Annotated in this window: 15 protein-coding genes; 6 read left to right on the forward strand and 9 right to left on the reverse strand. The window is 62.9% G+C overall.

The genetic code is table 11. The features are described 5' to 3' along the window. Positions 1-58: 58 nt before the first annotated feature. Positions 59-313 (reverse strand): hypothetical protein, encoded by a 255-nt coding sequence (locus tag IB267_RS09950; protein WP_192447457.1) that lies wholly within the window; start codon positions 311-313, stop codon positions 59-61. 797 nt (positions 314-1,110) lie between these two features. On the opposite strand from IB267_RS09950, the gene IB267_RS09955 reads away from it, so the two are divergent. Both IB267_RS09955 and IB267_RS09960 read left to right on the forward strand, forming a co-directional pair. Then, complete coding sequence (locus tag IB267_RS09955; RefSeq protein WP_192447458.1) at positions 1,111-1,251, forward strand: hypothetical protein; 141 nt, start codon at positions 1,111-1,113, stop codon at positions 1,249-1,251. 316 nt (positions 1,252-1,567) lie between these two features. Next, positions 1,568-1,906 (forward strand): MmcQ/YjbR family DNA-binding protein, encoded by a 339-nt coding sequence (locus tag IB267_RS09960; protein WP_192447459.1) that lies wholly within the window; start codon positions 1,568-1,570, stop codon positions 1,904-1,906. A 74-nt stretch (positions 1,907-1,980) separates the two neighbouring features. On the opposite strand, the gene IB267_RS09965 is transcribed toward IB267_RS09960, so the two are convergent. Further along, positions 1,981-2,448, reverse strand: coding sequence for a YcgN family cysteine cluster protein (locus IB267_RS09965; protein WP_192448284.1), 468 nt, complete (start codon positions 2,446-2,448; stop codon positions 1,981-1,983). A gap of 152 nt (positions 2,449-2,600) precedes the next feature. On the opposite strand from IB267_RS09965, the gene IB267_RS09970 reads away from it, so the two are divergent. From IB267_RS09970 to IB267_RS09980, 3 genes are all read left to right on the forward strand, one after another. Next, a complete protein-coding gene (locus IB267_RS09970; protein WP_371742525.1) occupies positions 2,601-4,817 on the forward strand; it encodes a transglycosylase domain-containing protein in 2,217 nt (738 codons plus the stop codon). 147 nt (positions 4,818-4,964) lie between these two features. Then, positions 4,965-5,552: a DUF1214 domain-containing protein gene (locus IB267_RS09975; RefSeq protein ID WP_192447460.1), complete on the forward strand. Its 588-nt coding sequence runs from the start codon at positions 4,965-4,967 to the stop codon at positions 5,550-5,552. Then, positions 5,545-6,090 carry a membrane protein gene (locus tag IB267_RS09980; protein ID WP_043620085.1) on the forward strand — a complete coding sequence of 182 codons (546 nt, stop codon included), beginning with the start codon at positions 5,545-5,547 and terminating at the stop codon, positions 6,088-6,090. Before IB267_RS09975 ends, IB267_RS09980 begins: the two co-directional genes overlap by 8 nt. A gap of 181 nt (positions 6,091-6,271) precedes the next feature. Here the strand turns inward: IB267_RS09980 and IB267_RS09985 are convergent, their stop codons facing one another. From IB267_RS09985 to IB267_RS09995, 3 genes are all read right to left on the reverse strand, one after another. Further along, positions 6,272-6,442 carry a hypothetical protein gene (locus IB267_RS09985; RefSeq protein WP_192447461.1) on the reverse strand — a complete coding sequence of 57 codons (171 nt, stop codon included), beginning with the start codon at positions 6,440-6,442 and terminating at the stop codon, positions 6,272-6,274. Between the two features lie 323 nt (positions 6,443-6,765). Next, complete coding sequence (locus IB267_RS09990) at positions 6,766-7,047, reverse strand: hypothetical protein (RefSeq protein WP_192447462.1); 282 nt, start codon at positions 7,045-7,047, stop codon at positions 6,766-6,768. Positions 7,048-7,216: 169 nt separating this feature from the next. After that, a complete protein-coding gene (locus tag IB267_RS09995; protein ID WP_192447463.1) occupies positions 7,217-7,921 on the reverse strand; it encodes an SH3 domain-containing protein in 705 nt (234 codons plus the stop codon). A 294-nt stretch (positions 7,922-8,215) separates the two neighbouring features. Between IB267_RS09995 and IB267_RS10000 the strand changes: the two genes are divergently transcribed. Continuing rightward, a complete protein-coding gene (locus IB267_RS10000; RefSeq protein ID WP_192448286.1) occupies positions 8,216-9,289 on the forward strand; it encodes a DUF2336 domain-containing protein in 1,074 nt (357 codons plus the stop codon). Positions 9,290-9,354: 65 nt separating this feature from the next. Here IB267_RS10000 and IB267_RS10005 read toward each other — a convergent pair whose 3' ends face one another. The 4 genes from IB267_RS10005 to IB267_RS10020 all read right to left on the reverse strand — a co-directional run bounded on the left by IB267_RS10005 (position 9,355) and on the right by IB267_RS10020 (position 13,280). Then, on the reverse strand, positions 9,355-10,278 hold the full coding sequence (locus tag IB267_RS10005) for a MerR family transcriptional regulator (RefSeq protein ID WP_192447464.1): 924 nt from the start codon (positions 10,276-10,278) through the stop codon (positions 9,355-9,357). Positions 10,279-10,342: 64 nt separating this feature from the next. Then, entirely contained in the window at positions 10,343-10,702 is a 360-nt protein-coding gene (locus IB267_RS10010) for a DUF1491 family protein (protein WP_192447465.1), read from the reverse strand. A gap of 78 nt (positions 10,703-10,780) precedes the next feature. Continuing rightward, the gene (locus IB267_RS10015; protein ID WP_192447466.1) at positions 10,781-11,743 is read right to left on the reverse strand and encodes a peptidoglycan-binding domain-containing protein; all 963 of its coding nucleotides are present in this window, start codon (positions 11,741-11,743) and stop codon (positions 10,781-10,783) included. Continuing rightward, a complete protein-coding gene (locus IB267_RS10020) occupies positions 11,715-13,280 on the reverse strand; it encodes a HAMP domain-containing sensor histidine kinase (protein ID WP_192448287.1) in 1,566 nt (521 codons plus the stop codon). Before IB267_RS10020 ends, IB267_RS10015 begins: the two co-directional genes overlap by 29 nt. Between the last annotated feature and the right edge of the window lie 256 nt (positions 13,281-13,536).

The raw sequence follows: 13,536 nt of genomic DNA on the forward strand, positions 1-13,536 counted from the left end.
CAAAGTGCTACAGCGACCTTCGTACGCCTGATACGGCACACGGCGCTGCAGGGATAGCCTACATCGGCACCTTGACGGTTACCTTCTTCGGCCTACCGCCATTGCCGGGAACAAGCACGGTGATCACGCACTGACCATCGGACGTCGGCTGCGCCGACAGCAACTCGCCGCCGGTGTCGGCAACGACCTGCGCGGCAGCCGCACTGCAATCGCCGGCCACACGAACGACAAGATCCGACGGCACGCTGATCGCTGGCGGGCTGAAGCCGGCGAGGCCTGCAGCAAGCGCGGCTATGATCACTGGTGAAGACATGAACGCACTTTCGACTTGGGAAGCATCATGGCAGAAGGAATAAACGAACGAGGCTGAATGGCAAATGAATGTCGGCCTTTCGGACCGGCAGGCACTATCGGGAAACGCATCACCTCCCCCGAAATCCGACCTTAGATTGCGGCGATTCTTCCCTGGAGGAAACCCGCATCGGCCAATCCGTTGCCTAGCCATAGCCGCGTCCTGCGACAGTTTGAGCGACGCGATCGCGCAAGGAACGCGGCCCGGAACCCAAGGCCACCAGACGGAACAGCCCAACCGTCAGCTTTCGTTAAGCATGTTTCGCTAGGATCTTTTTGCTGACCTAAACAGCGCCGTTCCCGATCGAGGGCGGCATGGCTGCGCACCCATTTTGCCGATTCTTTTGAATCGCTTGGCGGCTGTCGCTCGCAGCGTGATTCAAACACTTCAGAAACTGATTCAGGTTCGGCGCCCTTTCAAACAAGGCTCGGCCATCACGGCCCTCGGCCCTGCCGAGGCAATGCGTCACCACGGCACCGATCACGCCCGCAGCAGTGTCGTCTTCTTAGACACAGCACTGCGAACCGGCCGACCCTTTTGCCACAATCTATGCGCGCAAAATACTTCAAAAATAGCTGCAACTTAAACCTGTTGACGACCAGGCGCGATGCGTGCTGTGTATAAACGAAAAATTAATCGATTTAAAGATTTTTCAATCGTTTAAATGATTTAAGCCACTGATTTACAAAGCCTTTACGATGTGAAATTGTCCGCCACATCATACATCACGAAACCGTCACAGAACCCGGGAGGATCGCATGCAGACGCTCGCAAACAACCAGCCCGCATCTCAGCAGTCCAAAGTACCGCAATCATTGCTCGACCGTTTCGAGAGCGAATGGCGTGAGATGCGCGCCGCGAGCGACGCAACGCCGAAGCCGGTCGCACCGGCGGAATAAGGGCCCGCCTGAGTGGCGCGCCTGCGCGTCACCAGCCCTGCCCTTCGATTTCCCTAGATTGTCGTCGGACAGCGCTCGTTCAGAGCGCTTTTCGGTGAGTCCTTAGCAGACCGGCGGTGAGGCAATCACCGCTGGTCGCGACGTTTCCACCCCAGTGCGGCCGGCGAGGCGCCACCGATGCCAAAGCCCATCCAGGCAGCCCGATCAGGCTCCGCTAGCGCCCTTGTCGAGCGCGCGCATCAAGGGCGCCCCTTGCAATTTTTGTAGTGATTTTCAGCCTTTTTGCCATTCGGCAAAAGCATGTTAATCTTTCTTCATGCTGACGGAAGAGATCGAAAGACTCGCGCTGAGCCTGCCCGGAACGGAGGAAAATGCGCATTTCGGAACGCGAGATTTCCGCGTCGGGAAGCGTATTTTCATGAGCCTGCCGGAAGCCGGGCGCGCCGTTTTCAAGTTCACGCCCGATCAGCAGCGCATGCTTCTGGAAATGGAGCCCGGCGTCTGCGCCGCGGTGCCCGGAGGCTGGGGCGAGCGTGGCTGGACCTCGCTCTATTTCGTCCAGGCCGACGAAGATCTCGTGCGGCAGTCGATGGAAACGGCGTGGCGCAATGTTGCGCCGAAAAGCCTCGTCAAGAAGAACGGCGGCAGCCACTAGAGTTTCGTTGCGGCAGAACGGCCCTGCCGGCGCCGCACTGCCAAAACGATTCCGCCACTTCGGCTAACCCCTTGTTAGTCCAAGTTTTCCTGTCCGACCTCCAGCGGCCAGGTGACGAGATAATCCTCGTAATCGTCGACATCGATGCCGTCTTCCGCAACGGTGCGGCCGCGGACGGAAATGCCGGCGGCGTGAACCGTTTCCGGATCGCCCGAAATCAACGGATGCCACCAATAGAGATCGCGCCCTTCGGCCACCAGCCGGTAGCCGCAGGTCGGCGGCAGCCAGGTTATCTCGCGCACGGCCTTCGGCGTCAGCTGGATACAGTCGGGCACAGTCGCCTGGCGGTTGGGATAGTCCTTGCAGCGACAGCTCTCGCCGTCGAGAAGCGTACAGCGGATCGAGGTCCAGGCGATCTCGCTCGTGTCCCAATCCTCGAGCTTGTTGAGACAACAGAGGCCGCAGCCGTCACAGAGGCTTTCCCACTCGGTGTCGGTCATGTCTTCAAGGCTTTTCGCCTTCCAGAAAGGCATTTCGCCCATCGTCATCACACTTTCGTCAAATCGCTCGCGATACAGAAATTTCGCAGAAAATTGCCGGTTTTTTAAGGCCGGCGGCGCGATATGCAAGTAGATTGGAATTTGACGCCGTGCAAATATTACATGGCGCCGGCATGATGCCGTAGAGCCTTCAGGTGGTTGAGACCGTGCGGGAACCGAGGAAAGACGATAATCGGCCGAAGAAACGGCACATCTTTCTCAGGATCGACTCCTGGATCGATTCCACAGTCTGGAATGCCGGCTTCAAGCTGGGGCAATGGTGGGAAGACACCACCATCTTCTTCCGCCGCTTCCGCGCCACGGGCTGGAAGAAAGTCGTCTTCGAGGTGCTCGGCGAAGGCATGAACTGGGGCACGGTCGGCTCCGTGCTGATGCTGGCACTCGCCCTTCCCGCCTTCGAGGAAACCAAGGGCAACTGGCGCGCCCAGAGCGATTTCGCCGTCACCTTCCTCGACCGCTATGGCAATGAAATCGGCCACCGCGGCATCATCCACGAAGACTCCGTACCGATCGACGAGCTGCCGGATCACCTGATCAAGGCAGTGCTGGCGACCGAAGACCGGCGCTTCTTCGACCATTGGGGCATCGACTTTCTCGGCCTTGCCCGTGCCATGACCGAAAACGCCCGCGCCGGCGGTGTCGTGCAGGGCGGCTCCACATTGACGCAGCAGCTTGCCAAGAACCTCTTCCTGTCGAACGAGCGGACGATCGAACGCAAGATCAAGGAAGCCTTCCTCGCCGTCTGGCTGGAATGCAACCTGTCGAAGAAGGAAATCCTCCGGCTCTATCTCGACCGCGCCTATATGGGCGGCGGTACCTTCGGTGCGGCGGCCGCGGCGCAGTTCTATTTCGGCAAGTCGATCACCGATGTCAGCCTGGCGGAATCGGCGATGCTTGCCGGCCTCTTCAAGGCGCCGGCGCGCTACGCGCCGCACGTCAACCTGCCGGCCGCACGCGGACGCGCCAACGAGGTTCTGACCAACCTCGTCCAGGGTGGCCTGATGACCGAGGGTCAGGTGATCGCCGCGCGCCTCAATCCGGCGACGGTCATCGACCGCGCCCAGGTGAAGGCGCCCGACTTCTTCCTCGACTGGGCCTTCGACGAAGTCCAGCGCATCGCCCGCCCCTTCGCGCAGCATTCGCTGATCGTGCGCACCACCATCGACATGGGCCTGCAGAATGCCGCCGAGGATTCGGTGGAATCGAGCCTGCGCCAATATGGCGAAAGCTTCCGCGTCAAGCAGGGTGCGCTGGTGATGGTCGAAAACGGCGGCGCCGTGCGCGCCATGGTCGGCGGCCGCGACTATGGCGAGAGCCAGTTCAACCGTGCGACCCGGGCTCTCCGCCAGCCGGGTTCCTCCTTCAAGGTCTACACCTACGCGGCCGCGATGGAAAAAGGCATGACGCCGGAAACGGTCGTCGTCGACGCCCCGATCACCTGGCGCGGATGGTCGCCGCAGAATTATGGCCGCAGCTATGCCGGCCGCATCACCATCCTGACGGCCATCGCCAAGTCGATCAACACCATTCCCGTGCGCCTCGCCAAGGACAAGCTCGGCACGGACCTGATCGCCCAGACGGCCAAGGACATGGGCATCGAGACCCCGATCCGCACCGATAAGACCATGCCGCTCGGCACATCGGAAGTGACCGTGCTCGACCAGGCGACCGCCTACGCGGTGTTTCCGGCCGGTGGCATGCAGTCACGCCGCCACGGGATCAGCCAGATCCTCAACTATGACGGCGACATTCTCTACGACTTCGGACGCGACGCGCCGCCGGCGCGGCGCATCCTCTCCGAAACCGCCAACACGTCGATGAACTCCATGCTGACGCAGATCCCGATCATCGGCACGGCGCGCAAGGCCGCGCTCGACAACGGCATCGTCGTCGGCGGCAAGACCGGCACGACGCAGGCCTATCGCGACGCCTGGTTCGTGGGCTTCACCGGTGACTATACGACTGCGGTCTGGTTCGGTAACGACGACTACACCTCGACCAACAACATGACCGGCGGTTCGCTGCCGGCGATGACCTTCAAGCGGCTGATGGACTACGCCGAGCAGGGCATCGAACACCGGACGATCCCAGGGATTACCGCGCCGACGGCGCCGGCAAAGCAGCCGCCGCAGGTGGCGTCAGCGAAGCCGGACGAAAACGCGTTGCCGCCGTTGGTGCGGCCGCGCTCGCTTTCGACCGACGTCACCCGGCTTCTGCGCAGCATCGGCGAGACCTTCGAAAAGGCACCGGCACTGAAGGCACCCGAGAAGGCCGGCGGCAAGCTTGCCTCTCTCGGCGCGGCTGAAGAACCACGGTCCGGACAGGCAAAGCCCGATGCAGCCAGCAACTGAGCGTTCGGGCATGCCCGCCTTGCTTTCGTATCCCGGTTGCGATGTCCGGTTCGAGGCCGTCGCCGTTGCGCCGGCCGCGGATTTCGGCGACATAGTGGGTCAACCCGGCGGTGCTACGCCGCGGGACCATATCCGGTAGAGTCGCCCTTGTTTCGAATCCCCTTCCTCGTCGCGCTTACCCTTGCCATCGCCTTCGGCGGCGGCATCGCCTCGGCGGTATGGGCGCTGAAAGCGACCGTCGGCTTCGGCTCGATCGCGATCGGCCCTTGGGTCGCCTTTCCTGAGGCGCAGACTGCCAATGCCGACCCCTATGCCAAGGCGCATCGGGCGCGCGCCGGCGAGTTGCTCTATGGCGGCGCCGAAGGGCTGATGTTCAGCGCCCAGGCCGACAGCAAGGGCGAAAAGCTCCAGGCGGCCTGCTCCTATGATGTTGCTGGGCTGACCCCACAGGCCCGCTTCTGGACGCTTTACGCCGCGAATGCAGAGGGCCTGCCGCTGCGGCCCGGCTCCGACCTCCCCTCCGCGCTCAACTCCTGGACGGTCCTGCGCGGCGAAAACAGCAACTTCACCATCCATGTGTCGCCGAACGCACAGCCCGACAATTGGCTGGCCGTGCGCCACGCGGGCACGTTCCGGCTGGTGCTGACGCTGCTCGATACGCCGACAGCCGGCTCCTCCGGCCTGATCGATCTCGCCATGCCGGTGATCACCAAGACGGGTTGCGGCGATGCGTAGTGTTCTCTTTGCCACGATCCTCGGCCTAGTCGGCGCTGCGCTGCTGCACATCATCATCGTGCTGGCGCTGCCGCAGTTCACGGGCCGTGACGCCTATACCCGCGTCCTCGGGCTTTTGGAGATGGACAGTTTCTTTGCGCTGACCAGCACGCCAGGTCCGACCGGCCTTGCCAACGACGATCCTTATTTGAGAACCGCGGTCTGCAGCTTCTCGATCTCGGACGGACCGGCGCGGTTCCTCGCCAGCGGCAACGTGCCGTTCTGGTCGCTCGCCGTCTTCGACGGCAATTCGAATGAAGTCTTCAGCATGAACGACCACACGGCGGTCAACGGCAAGCTCGACCTCGTCGTCGCAACGCCGATCCAGTTGGTCGAGCTGCGAAAGTCTCCGCCGCAAGCGCTCGCACAATCGATCATGATCGAGATGAAGGAACAGGATGGCTTTGCCGTGCTGAGAGCGATGGCGCCGGTCGACAGCTTCGAAGAGCAGGTCCGCAACTTCCTTGCGGAATCGACCTGCGAGCCGTTCCGTCGCTAGACCAGCCTTGATGAACGTCGGGCAACAGCAGCAAGCTTAAAAATCTGCGCCGAGATACGCGGCGATGAACCGATGGCGCGTCGAGCGCAGCGGTACATAGGGGATAGGCCCGAGGTACCGGGCAAGAACAGTGACTTTAACGCGACCGTTTCGGTCGCCTATTGCGCAGGAGCGCTGGGGCTCACTGCTTCTTGATGCGGCGCCCGTCCGGTGCGGTCGGCTGCGGGTCGCGATCGACGCGCTCGTAGCGGATGCCGGTGAACAGCAGCACTTTCGCTCCACCCGAAATGGCCGGAGGCCGGTGCGGCGGTATACGGACCTTGCGGTCCTGAATTCTGATCACGTCTGCCATGCTCGTCTCCACAAAGTCTTGAGACGGATGAACTACCGTACAGATTTCACCCTGCCCTTCTCGGGCCAGCGCATTTTCCCAGATCTTCCCTGGACAGGCGCGCCTTTCTCGTTTGCTCCTTCTTCCGGTCGCCCGGATGTTGCTGTTCTGGTTCACGACGCGGCCCGATAATACAGGACCCACTTCGATTGAGCCACAGGTTGGTTAACAGATTACTAATACACGTTCTGCAACCCCAACCTGCGTTCAGTATGTCTGCCGACCGGCCCTGGCGATGTATCCAAGGTAACAGCGGCAATCCGGGCGAAGCCTCGCCTCTGCCGCTAACGGCGGGACATCAAACCGAACAGGAAGGACACACCCGCAACGGCGACCAGGGTCGATAGCGGCTCGTCACGCACACGCTCTCTCACGCGCTCTGCGAGGAGATCCGCCTCGCTCTGCACAACCGCCTTCGTACTCGTTCCGATCGCTGAGACCGTTTCCGTCAGCCGGGCGATTTCCGCGCGCAACTCGGCGATCTGTGCATCCACCTCGGCGCGAGCGCCTGATTCCGCTTCACTCATGGCAACTTTTTCCACCGCCTGCAGTTTCTTTTCGACCATTACAACGCTCCCTTGTCTGCGCGGGCTCAACGCGCCGGCTGGCGTTTGGTTCCGCCAAAGTCGGTTGAAAGCGGATCTTGCGAAACGCAAAACGGGCGACCAGGGCCGCCCGCTCTTTTCCACTCAGACTTTTCATCAGACCGGGCCGCACCGATGCGTGGCGCCCGGATCAGTTCTCGCAGTAGGGATCGTCGATCTGGCAGCGCACCATCGGAGCCGGGCGGGTGCGCTCATAGACGGTGCCGTCGTCCTGCCGAACGCGCATGCCGCCATCGCTGCGGCGTTCCCAGTCACGGCGGTCCTCGCGTTCCGTGCGCTGACGGCGCCATTCGTCGTCGCGCCACTTGTCCTCGTCGCGCTGCCTGCGTTCCCAGTCGCGTTGTTCCTTTCGGCGATCGCGCTCCCAGTCACGGCGGTCACGCTCGCGCTGCCGTTCCCAGTCGCGGCGATCACGCCGGTCATCGACCCAATCCGGTCCGCGGCGCCAGCGGTCGCGCTCGCGATAGAAGTCGCGGCCGCGGTAGTTGCGGTCCCAATAGCTGTCGAACTGGAAGACGACAGTCGGAATGCCGAGCGGGCGATAGTAGCGCGGCTCGACATAGACGCGGTTGCGGCGATAGTCGGCCTGGACATAACGCCCAGCAACCCAGCCGCGGCCGCCGTAGAACGACACGTCGCACCACGGAAGGTCGGCAAGGCAGCCGTGGATTTCGACTGATTCGCCCACCGGGATCATCGATACCGCCGGGTAGCGCGTGCTCGGGCCGGAGCGCATGTTGACGTTGGCGGTGGCAAAACCCTCGGCCGCCTGCGCAATCGCCGGCGCCACGAGGAGCGCGCAGACCGCCGCTGCGCGCAGAATAAATTTCTTCACAGTTCCATATCTCCCATGGAGAGGCCCCTCTTCACATGGCCCCAAACGTCGGCGGGCGTCCGGGCCCTTCACCGTCGCCGCGATAACTCATGACAGCATGTGGATTTTTTATGGCTGGCGCCGCGGATGTCCCCGAGTTTTGCCGTTCCGATAGCGCGATCCATGGGCGCATCGCGCGCCCTGGGGGTGCCGCAAGCCTGAATAAAGCTCCAACATCCATAGTTAACAGTGCGCTAACGCTTTTCTTCTAATTTTTGCGACGTGTGCCGTTCCGGATCGCCGGCAATGGCGATCATGTTTTGCGTGCAGGGAATTATCGTGACGGATCGCTTTCGTGAGTTGGAAAGGCCACAGACTGGCCGCTTGAAGGACGTCGTCCTGATGGCGACCGTCACCGGTTTCGAAAGCCTGCGTTTCCCCCGCAAGTCCGACATGAAGCAATTTGCCGAGCTGTTCGAGCCGCTGTTCCTCGGCTCCAGCAACGAAGCCCGCCGCCAGGCGGCAGCAGCCCTTTCGCAATGCCAGCAAATTCCGGAGACTGTCGCAGCGCTGATCGGCGGCATGCCGATTGCCATCGCTGCGATTTTCCTGACCCGCTCGAAGGCGATCGCGGACCGGACGCTGATAACGATCATCCGCGAGCGCGGGCCGGAACATGCCGCCGCCATCGGCCGCCGCCCGAACCTCTCTCCCCTCGTCGTCGATGCGCTCGTCGAACATCACAACCCGCCGGGACTGGCAGCGCGCAGCAGCGCCGTGAAAGCGACAGAAGCCGAACAAACGAGCCAGGAAGACGAGGCCGCCTCGTTGCGCTCGGCGCGCGAAGAAGCGCTTCGCGGCGAGATCAAGGCGCTTGCCGGCGCCCGGTCGCGCGATATTCCACAGACGCCGTCGTCGACGACGATTACCGACGTCATGGCTGCACTGCTCGTGCGCTTTGCCAGGAGCGGCGAGATCATCCTGTTTTCGCGTGTCCTCGGCCAGGCCCTCGACACCAGGGATGCGCAGGTCGAGCGTATCCTGCTCGATATTTCCGGACAGCTCCTTGCAACGAGCCTGGTCGCGCTCGACATCGAGGCGGCCGATGCCGGTTTCGTGCTTCAGGCCCTTTATCCGCATCTTCGTGAGCCCTTTGGCGACACCAGCCATGCGGCAGCCTTGATCGGCGCCATGGACCGCAGCGCCTGCCGCGCGCAACTGGATGCCTGGCTAAAGGCGGAAGCCGAAGAAGCTACGCCCGCGGCACGGTACGAAGCCTATTTTGCCGAAAACACTGCCAACGACACGCGCCACGTTGGCGCGCGCAAGGTCGCAGCCACGGCCGTCAACGTGCAGCCGCAGCGACTGTTTGGCCGCCGCCGCGGCTGATACATGCTTCCGCCCACGCGGGGCATGTCCGGCAATGTCGGCCCAATGGAGCCGAGGTCCCTACCCTAGAAGAGCTGCTTCATCGCGTCGATGATCCAACTCCACTGACGACCGGTCGGGGCCTGCGGCGCTTGCCCTTGCAGTAACGCCATCAATTCCTGGTAACGCGCCGAACGCGCGTGGTGCCTGCGGTACTGTTCGAGCTGCCAATCCAGGAAAGCCTCATCCGGCGCCCGCTTCATCGCCCTTGCCGACTGCGCCAGCCAGTCGGGGGCGATTTCTCTGGCGACCGCCGACTGAGGCCCTAGGCCATTGTCCATCGCTGCCCTCACCCGCCCGAAGGTGGCGTCCGCCGCCTGGGCGTAGGCAGCGGGGTCGAATTCCTCGGTCCACAGGTTCGACATATGGGCGCGCATCTCGGCGGCATAGGCTTTGTCGGACAGCATCTCCATCAGTTCCGCCCAGGCGTCGATCTGTTCGGCTGCCGGGTCTTCGGGCAGATCTGGCGTACTGGCATCCATCATCTTCTTTTTCCACGCCGCATCCATCGGCGCGCCGCCGGCGACGTCATCATAGAAACGCTCGAGCGCGGCACGAAATTCCGTCTTTGAAATCCTGGTCACGGTCCACAATCTCCTGAGATCCGTTGGGGAGGGTTCATGGATCTTCAAAGCCATTCGCAGGGCCGTGGCGATCCGGCGCTTTGACCGGATCTCCGTTTCGAGCGTCTGAAGCCGCAACGCCAGAACGTCGGCAAGCGAGGTTCTATTGGCCAGGATCTTACGGATATCCGTGAGGCTCACGCCCGCTTCACGCAGGGCAAGCACGAGGTCCAGCCGCGCCAGGTCGGCCCCGGAATACATGCGGTAGCCGCTCACCGTCCGTGTGGAGGGTGGCAGCAACCCCTTGTCCGAGTAAAACCGAAGCCGCCGGACCGGTATGCCGCTCAGCTTCGAAACTTCGCCTATCGAAAAGATTTGATCGTCCATGAACGCGTCCTACGGCCTCCACCAAGTGGAGAGTCAAGCAGGCCGGTGCAATCGGCAAGAGGCGTCAGGGTCGGCCTTTGCCATCGTCGGCAACGACCTCGAACAGGTCGCCGCGGTCGTCCAGTTCGATCTCCACGATCCAGCAATCCCGATCGAAGCGGATCTCGCTTGCAAGCGCCGCATCGACCTTTTCGGCGTCGCTGTCCTGCAGCCGCACCTCGAACTTGCGGCCGAGATCGATCTCGTCGGCGAAGAAGTTCTGCGGCGCCGGGGCAAAGAGCGTCTCGGTACCCATCCGCGTCCGTTGGCGAATGAAGATTGCGCCAGCGTCCTCGGCTCCCTTGCGCAGCACCGCCGCATAGCCGCCGAGCGAAAACGCACGACGCAGCAGAGACGAGACGAAGATGTGGGACTTCAGGCGCATGGGAGGCTGATACACGCGCACGGCGAAGGAGGCAAATCGCGCCTGAGCGACGACAGGGGTGAGCGCGCATCAAATGCGTCAGAGCGCGCCGATTTCCTTGAGCTTCTTCAGCACTTGCGGATTGGGTTCGCCGGTTTGCGGCAGGCGGTAATGTTTTTCGAAGTGGCGGATCGCTGCGCGCGTCTGCTCTCCGGCAACGCCATCGACCGCCACGTCCGCATAGGCGAGGTTGCTGAGACCCTTCTGGATGTTCAGCACCAGTTCGCTCGACACTGGAATTTCCGCACGCGGAACGAAGGTGCTTTCCTTTTCGGCCGAGCGGATGGCTGCAGCGACCGGATCAATCTCCACGCCGCCGCCCTTGGCTTCCGAAAGCGGTCGGCCGGCCGGAACCGCGGCAGCCTTTTCAGCCGGTGCAGATCTCAAGACCTGGAGCAACTCGACACTCGCCGCGCCGGTCCCCGTGCGGCCCGCCCGCTCCTCGAAGCGGAGGATTGCCGCTGCCGTCCGCGGGCCGCTCCGCCCGTCCGGCGCGCCGTCATAAAGGCCAATGCGGCCCAGTTCCTTCTGGATCTCCGAGACAAGCTTCGACTGCGCCGGATCCGGCACGCTCGCCACCCGTTCGGGCGACGGCTTTTCCGACTGCGGATCCGCGGATGCGGCCGCGATCACATCCTCGACGTTTTCAGCTTGCGCCTCACCCTCGCGCTCGATGACGAAGGTGGTTACCTTTCGCGGCTCGATCTCCTCGCCCTTGGCGATCGCGATGCGCTGCGCCGTTTCGGCGCTGACGAGCGGAACGCGGGTGCGCAGAAGCGGCGACGGGTGCGTGCCGTGCTGATACCACATGGCATTGGCCGCAACGAAGGAGAACACGACGAGAAAGGCGGCCGAGCCGCCGGACACCAGCGGATGGCGCGCCATCAGACGACCGGCAAGCCCAGCACCCCGTCCGGCAAGGACCAGCCCGCGCACGGCCAGGCCGGGCGTTTGCCGCGCGGCCTTCTTCCGTTCAGGCTGTTTTCGCTTGCGCGGCGCCATATCCCCGTTCCTCGTTCAAACTTTTCCCCTCGAACCGCCCCCCTTCGGCGGCCGGGGCGACATCACAATCCTTCAGGCGCGGCGGAAATTCCACCGTCACCGGTGTACGTGCTTCCTCCTGCTCCGCGCAGGCGATACCGGAGCCATCACGCGGTAGCGTGACGACGATAACGGTCCCCTCGCCCTCGCGGCTGCGGATGGAAAGCTCTCCGCCGTGCAGCGCAACCAGGCCCTTGACCAGCGAGAGGCCAAGGCCGGTGCCTTCGTAGCGGCGAGTATAGTCGTTCTGGATCTGGACAAAAGGTTGACCAAGCAGCGCCAGCTTGTCAGCCGCAATGCCGATGCCGGTATCGCTGACGGACAGCTTCAGCATCGCACCGTCGGCCTCCGCGTCAATCGTCACGACGCCGCCCTGATCGGTGAACTTGACGGCGTTGCCGACCAGATTGATGAGGATCTGCTGGAAGGCGCGCTGGTCCGCGTTGATCTCGCCGAGACCGCGGGTGATGCGGCTTGCAAGCTTGACGCCCTTTTCCGTGGCCTGGTGCGACAGCATCGCCTCGCAGGCGGAAACCGCCTCGGCGACACCGAAGGGCTCGGGCATCAGCTCGTAGCGACCGGCCTCGATCTTGCTCATGTCGAGCATGGTGTTGACGACGGAAAGCAGGTGCTCGCCGGACTTGTGGATCAGGCCCACATATTCGCGCTGGCGATCGTTCTCGAGCTTGCCGAAATATTCGCCTGCAAGCACGTCCGAAAAGCCGAGGATGGCGTTGAGCGGCGTGCGCAATTCGTGGCTGACGGCGGCCAGGAACCGCGTCTTGGCATCGTTTGCCGATACCGCCTCAGCGGTTCTGGCTGCAGCTTCAGCACGCAGGCCCGCTTCCTGCGAGACATCGCGCGACTGGGCGAGGATCGCGACCAGGCGACCATTGTCGTCGCGCAGCGGCGCCAGCTCGCAGGACATGTAGACGAACTGTTCGCCCTCGATCGGCAACGTGCGCCGCTCGATGCGGATGTCAACCGTCGCCCGGTCGCCGCCCTGGCGAAGGATGTCGATCGCGCTCAGGAAGGTAATGCGATCGGAAACGTGGATCTGCTCGATGAAACCGCGTCCTGCCGGATCGCGCATCAGGGTCAGATGCTCGGCCGCGTCGCGGCCATGGACAGAAAGCACGTTGCCGCGCAGATCGTGCACGGTCACCAGGCCCGCAAAGAGGTCGTAGGCGGCAGAGAGGTCCGGCACGACCGGCTCCGATACGGCGGCCACCTCTTCCGGCGCGCGGCCGCGAACAATCGCGCCAGCGGCCGCAAGCAGCGAGGCCGAGGCCCAAAGGGCGGTGCCCAGAGGGAGAGCCGAAGACACGGGCATGGCGAGCGACAGGGCAAGCGGCACCACCGGCAGAGCCGTCAAGGAAACGGCCGCGAGGGTACGCAGGCGCTTCACGTGGCGGAGATCGGCCGGCGAAGACGCTTCACGACGGGGAAGCCACAGGGCCGCGACCTCGTCCACACGGGACGTCCATCTGCCAGCCATGTTACGCAATACGCTCACGCTTTACCCTGCTACATTTGTTGTTCTTGCGAGACCGACACTCTGTGTTTTCACGACCCTTTGGATCGAGACTCAAGCCGCCTCGTGACATGTCGGAATCTCGCATCCCCGGCTTAATGAAAGAATAAACGCGGCCGTGCCGGAACCGTGCGAAACGGTCGAAAAATCCCGTTTTGAGCCAAATCGGGCGACCTTCATTTCTTGTGGTTAATGGGGCGTAAGCAGCGGATTTCTGTGC

Origin of the sequence: Ensifer sp. ENS09 (assembly GCF_014852425.1) — a bacterium.
GTDB lineage: Bacteria > Pseudomonadota > Alphaproteobacteria > Rhizobiales > Rhizobiaceae > Ensifer.

What these genes read in the sequence shown, in the direction of transcription:
- IB267_RS09990 (WP_192447462.1), bottom strand. Translation starts at nt 7,047, where the DNA reads ATGGTCGAAAAGAAACTGCAGGCGGTGGAAAAAGTTGCCATGAGTGAA.
- IB267_RS10020 (WP_192448287.1), bottom strand. Translation starts at nt 13,280, where the DNA reads ATGGCTGGCAGATGGACGTCCCGTGTGGACGAGGTCGCGGCCCTGTGG.
- IB267_RS09960 (WP_192447459.1), top strand. Translation starts at nt 1,568, where the DNA reads ATGCTGACGGAAGAGATCGAAAGACTCGCGCTGAGCCTGCCCGGAACG.
- IB267_RS10000 (WP_192448286.1), top strand. Translation starts at nt 8,216, where the DNA reads ATGTTTTGCGTGCAGGGAATTATCGTGACGGATCGCTTTCGTGAGTTG.
- IB267_RS09950 (WP_192447457.1), bottom strand. Translation starts at nt 313, where the DNA reads ATGTCTTCACCAGTGATCATAGCCGCGCTTGCTGCAGGCCTCGCCGGC.
- IB267_RS10015 (WP_192447466.1), bottom strand. Translation starts at nt 11,743, where the DNA reads ATGGCGCCGCGCAAGCGAAAACAGCCTGAACGGAAGAAGGCCGCGCGG.
- IB267_RS09965 (WP_192448284.1), bottom strand. Translation starts at nt 2,448, where the DNA reads ATGGGCGAAATGCCTTTCTGGAAGGCGAAAAGCCTTGAAGACATGACC.
- IB267_RS09985 (WP_192447461.1), bottom strand. Translation starts at nt 6,442, where the DNA reads ATGGCAGACGTGATCAGAATTCAGGACCGCAAGGTCCGTATACCGCCG.
- IB267_RS10010 (WP_192447465.1), bottom strand. Translation starts at nt 10,702, where the DNA reads ATGCGCCTGAAGTCCCACATCTTCGTCTCGTCTCTGCTGCGTCGTGCG.
- IB267_RS09955 (WP_192447458.1), top strand. Translation starts at nt 1,111, where the DNA reads ATGCAGACGCTCGCAAACAACCAGCCCGCATCTCAGCAGTCCAAAGTA.
- IB267_RS09980 (WP_043620085.1), top strand. Translation starts at nt 5,545, where the DNA reads ATGCGTAGTGTTCTCTTTGCCACGATCCTCGGCCTAGTCGGCGCTGCG.
- IB267_RS10005 (WP_192447464.1), bottom strand. Translation starts at nt 10,278, where the DNA reads ATGGACGATCAAATCTTTTCGATAGGCGAAGTTTCGAAGCTGAGCGGC.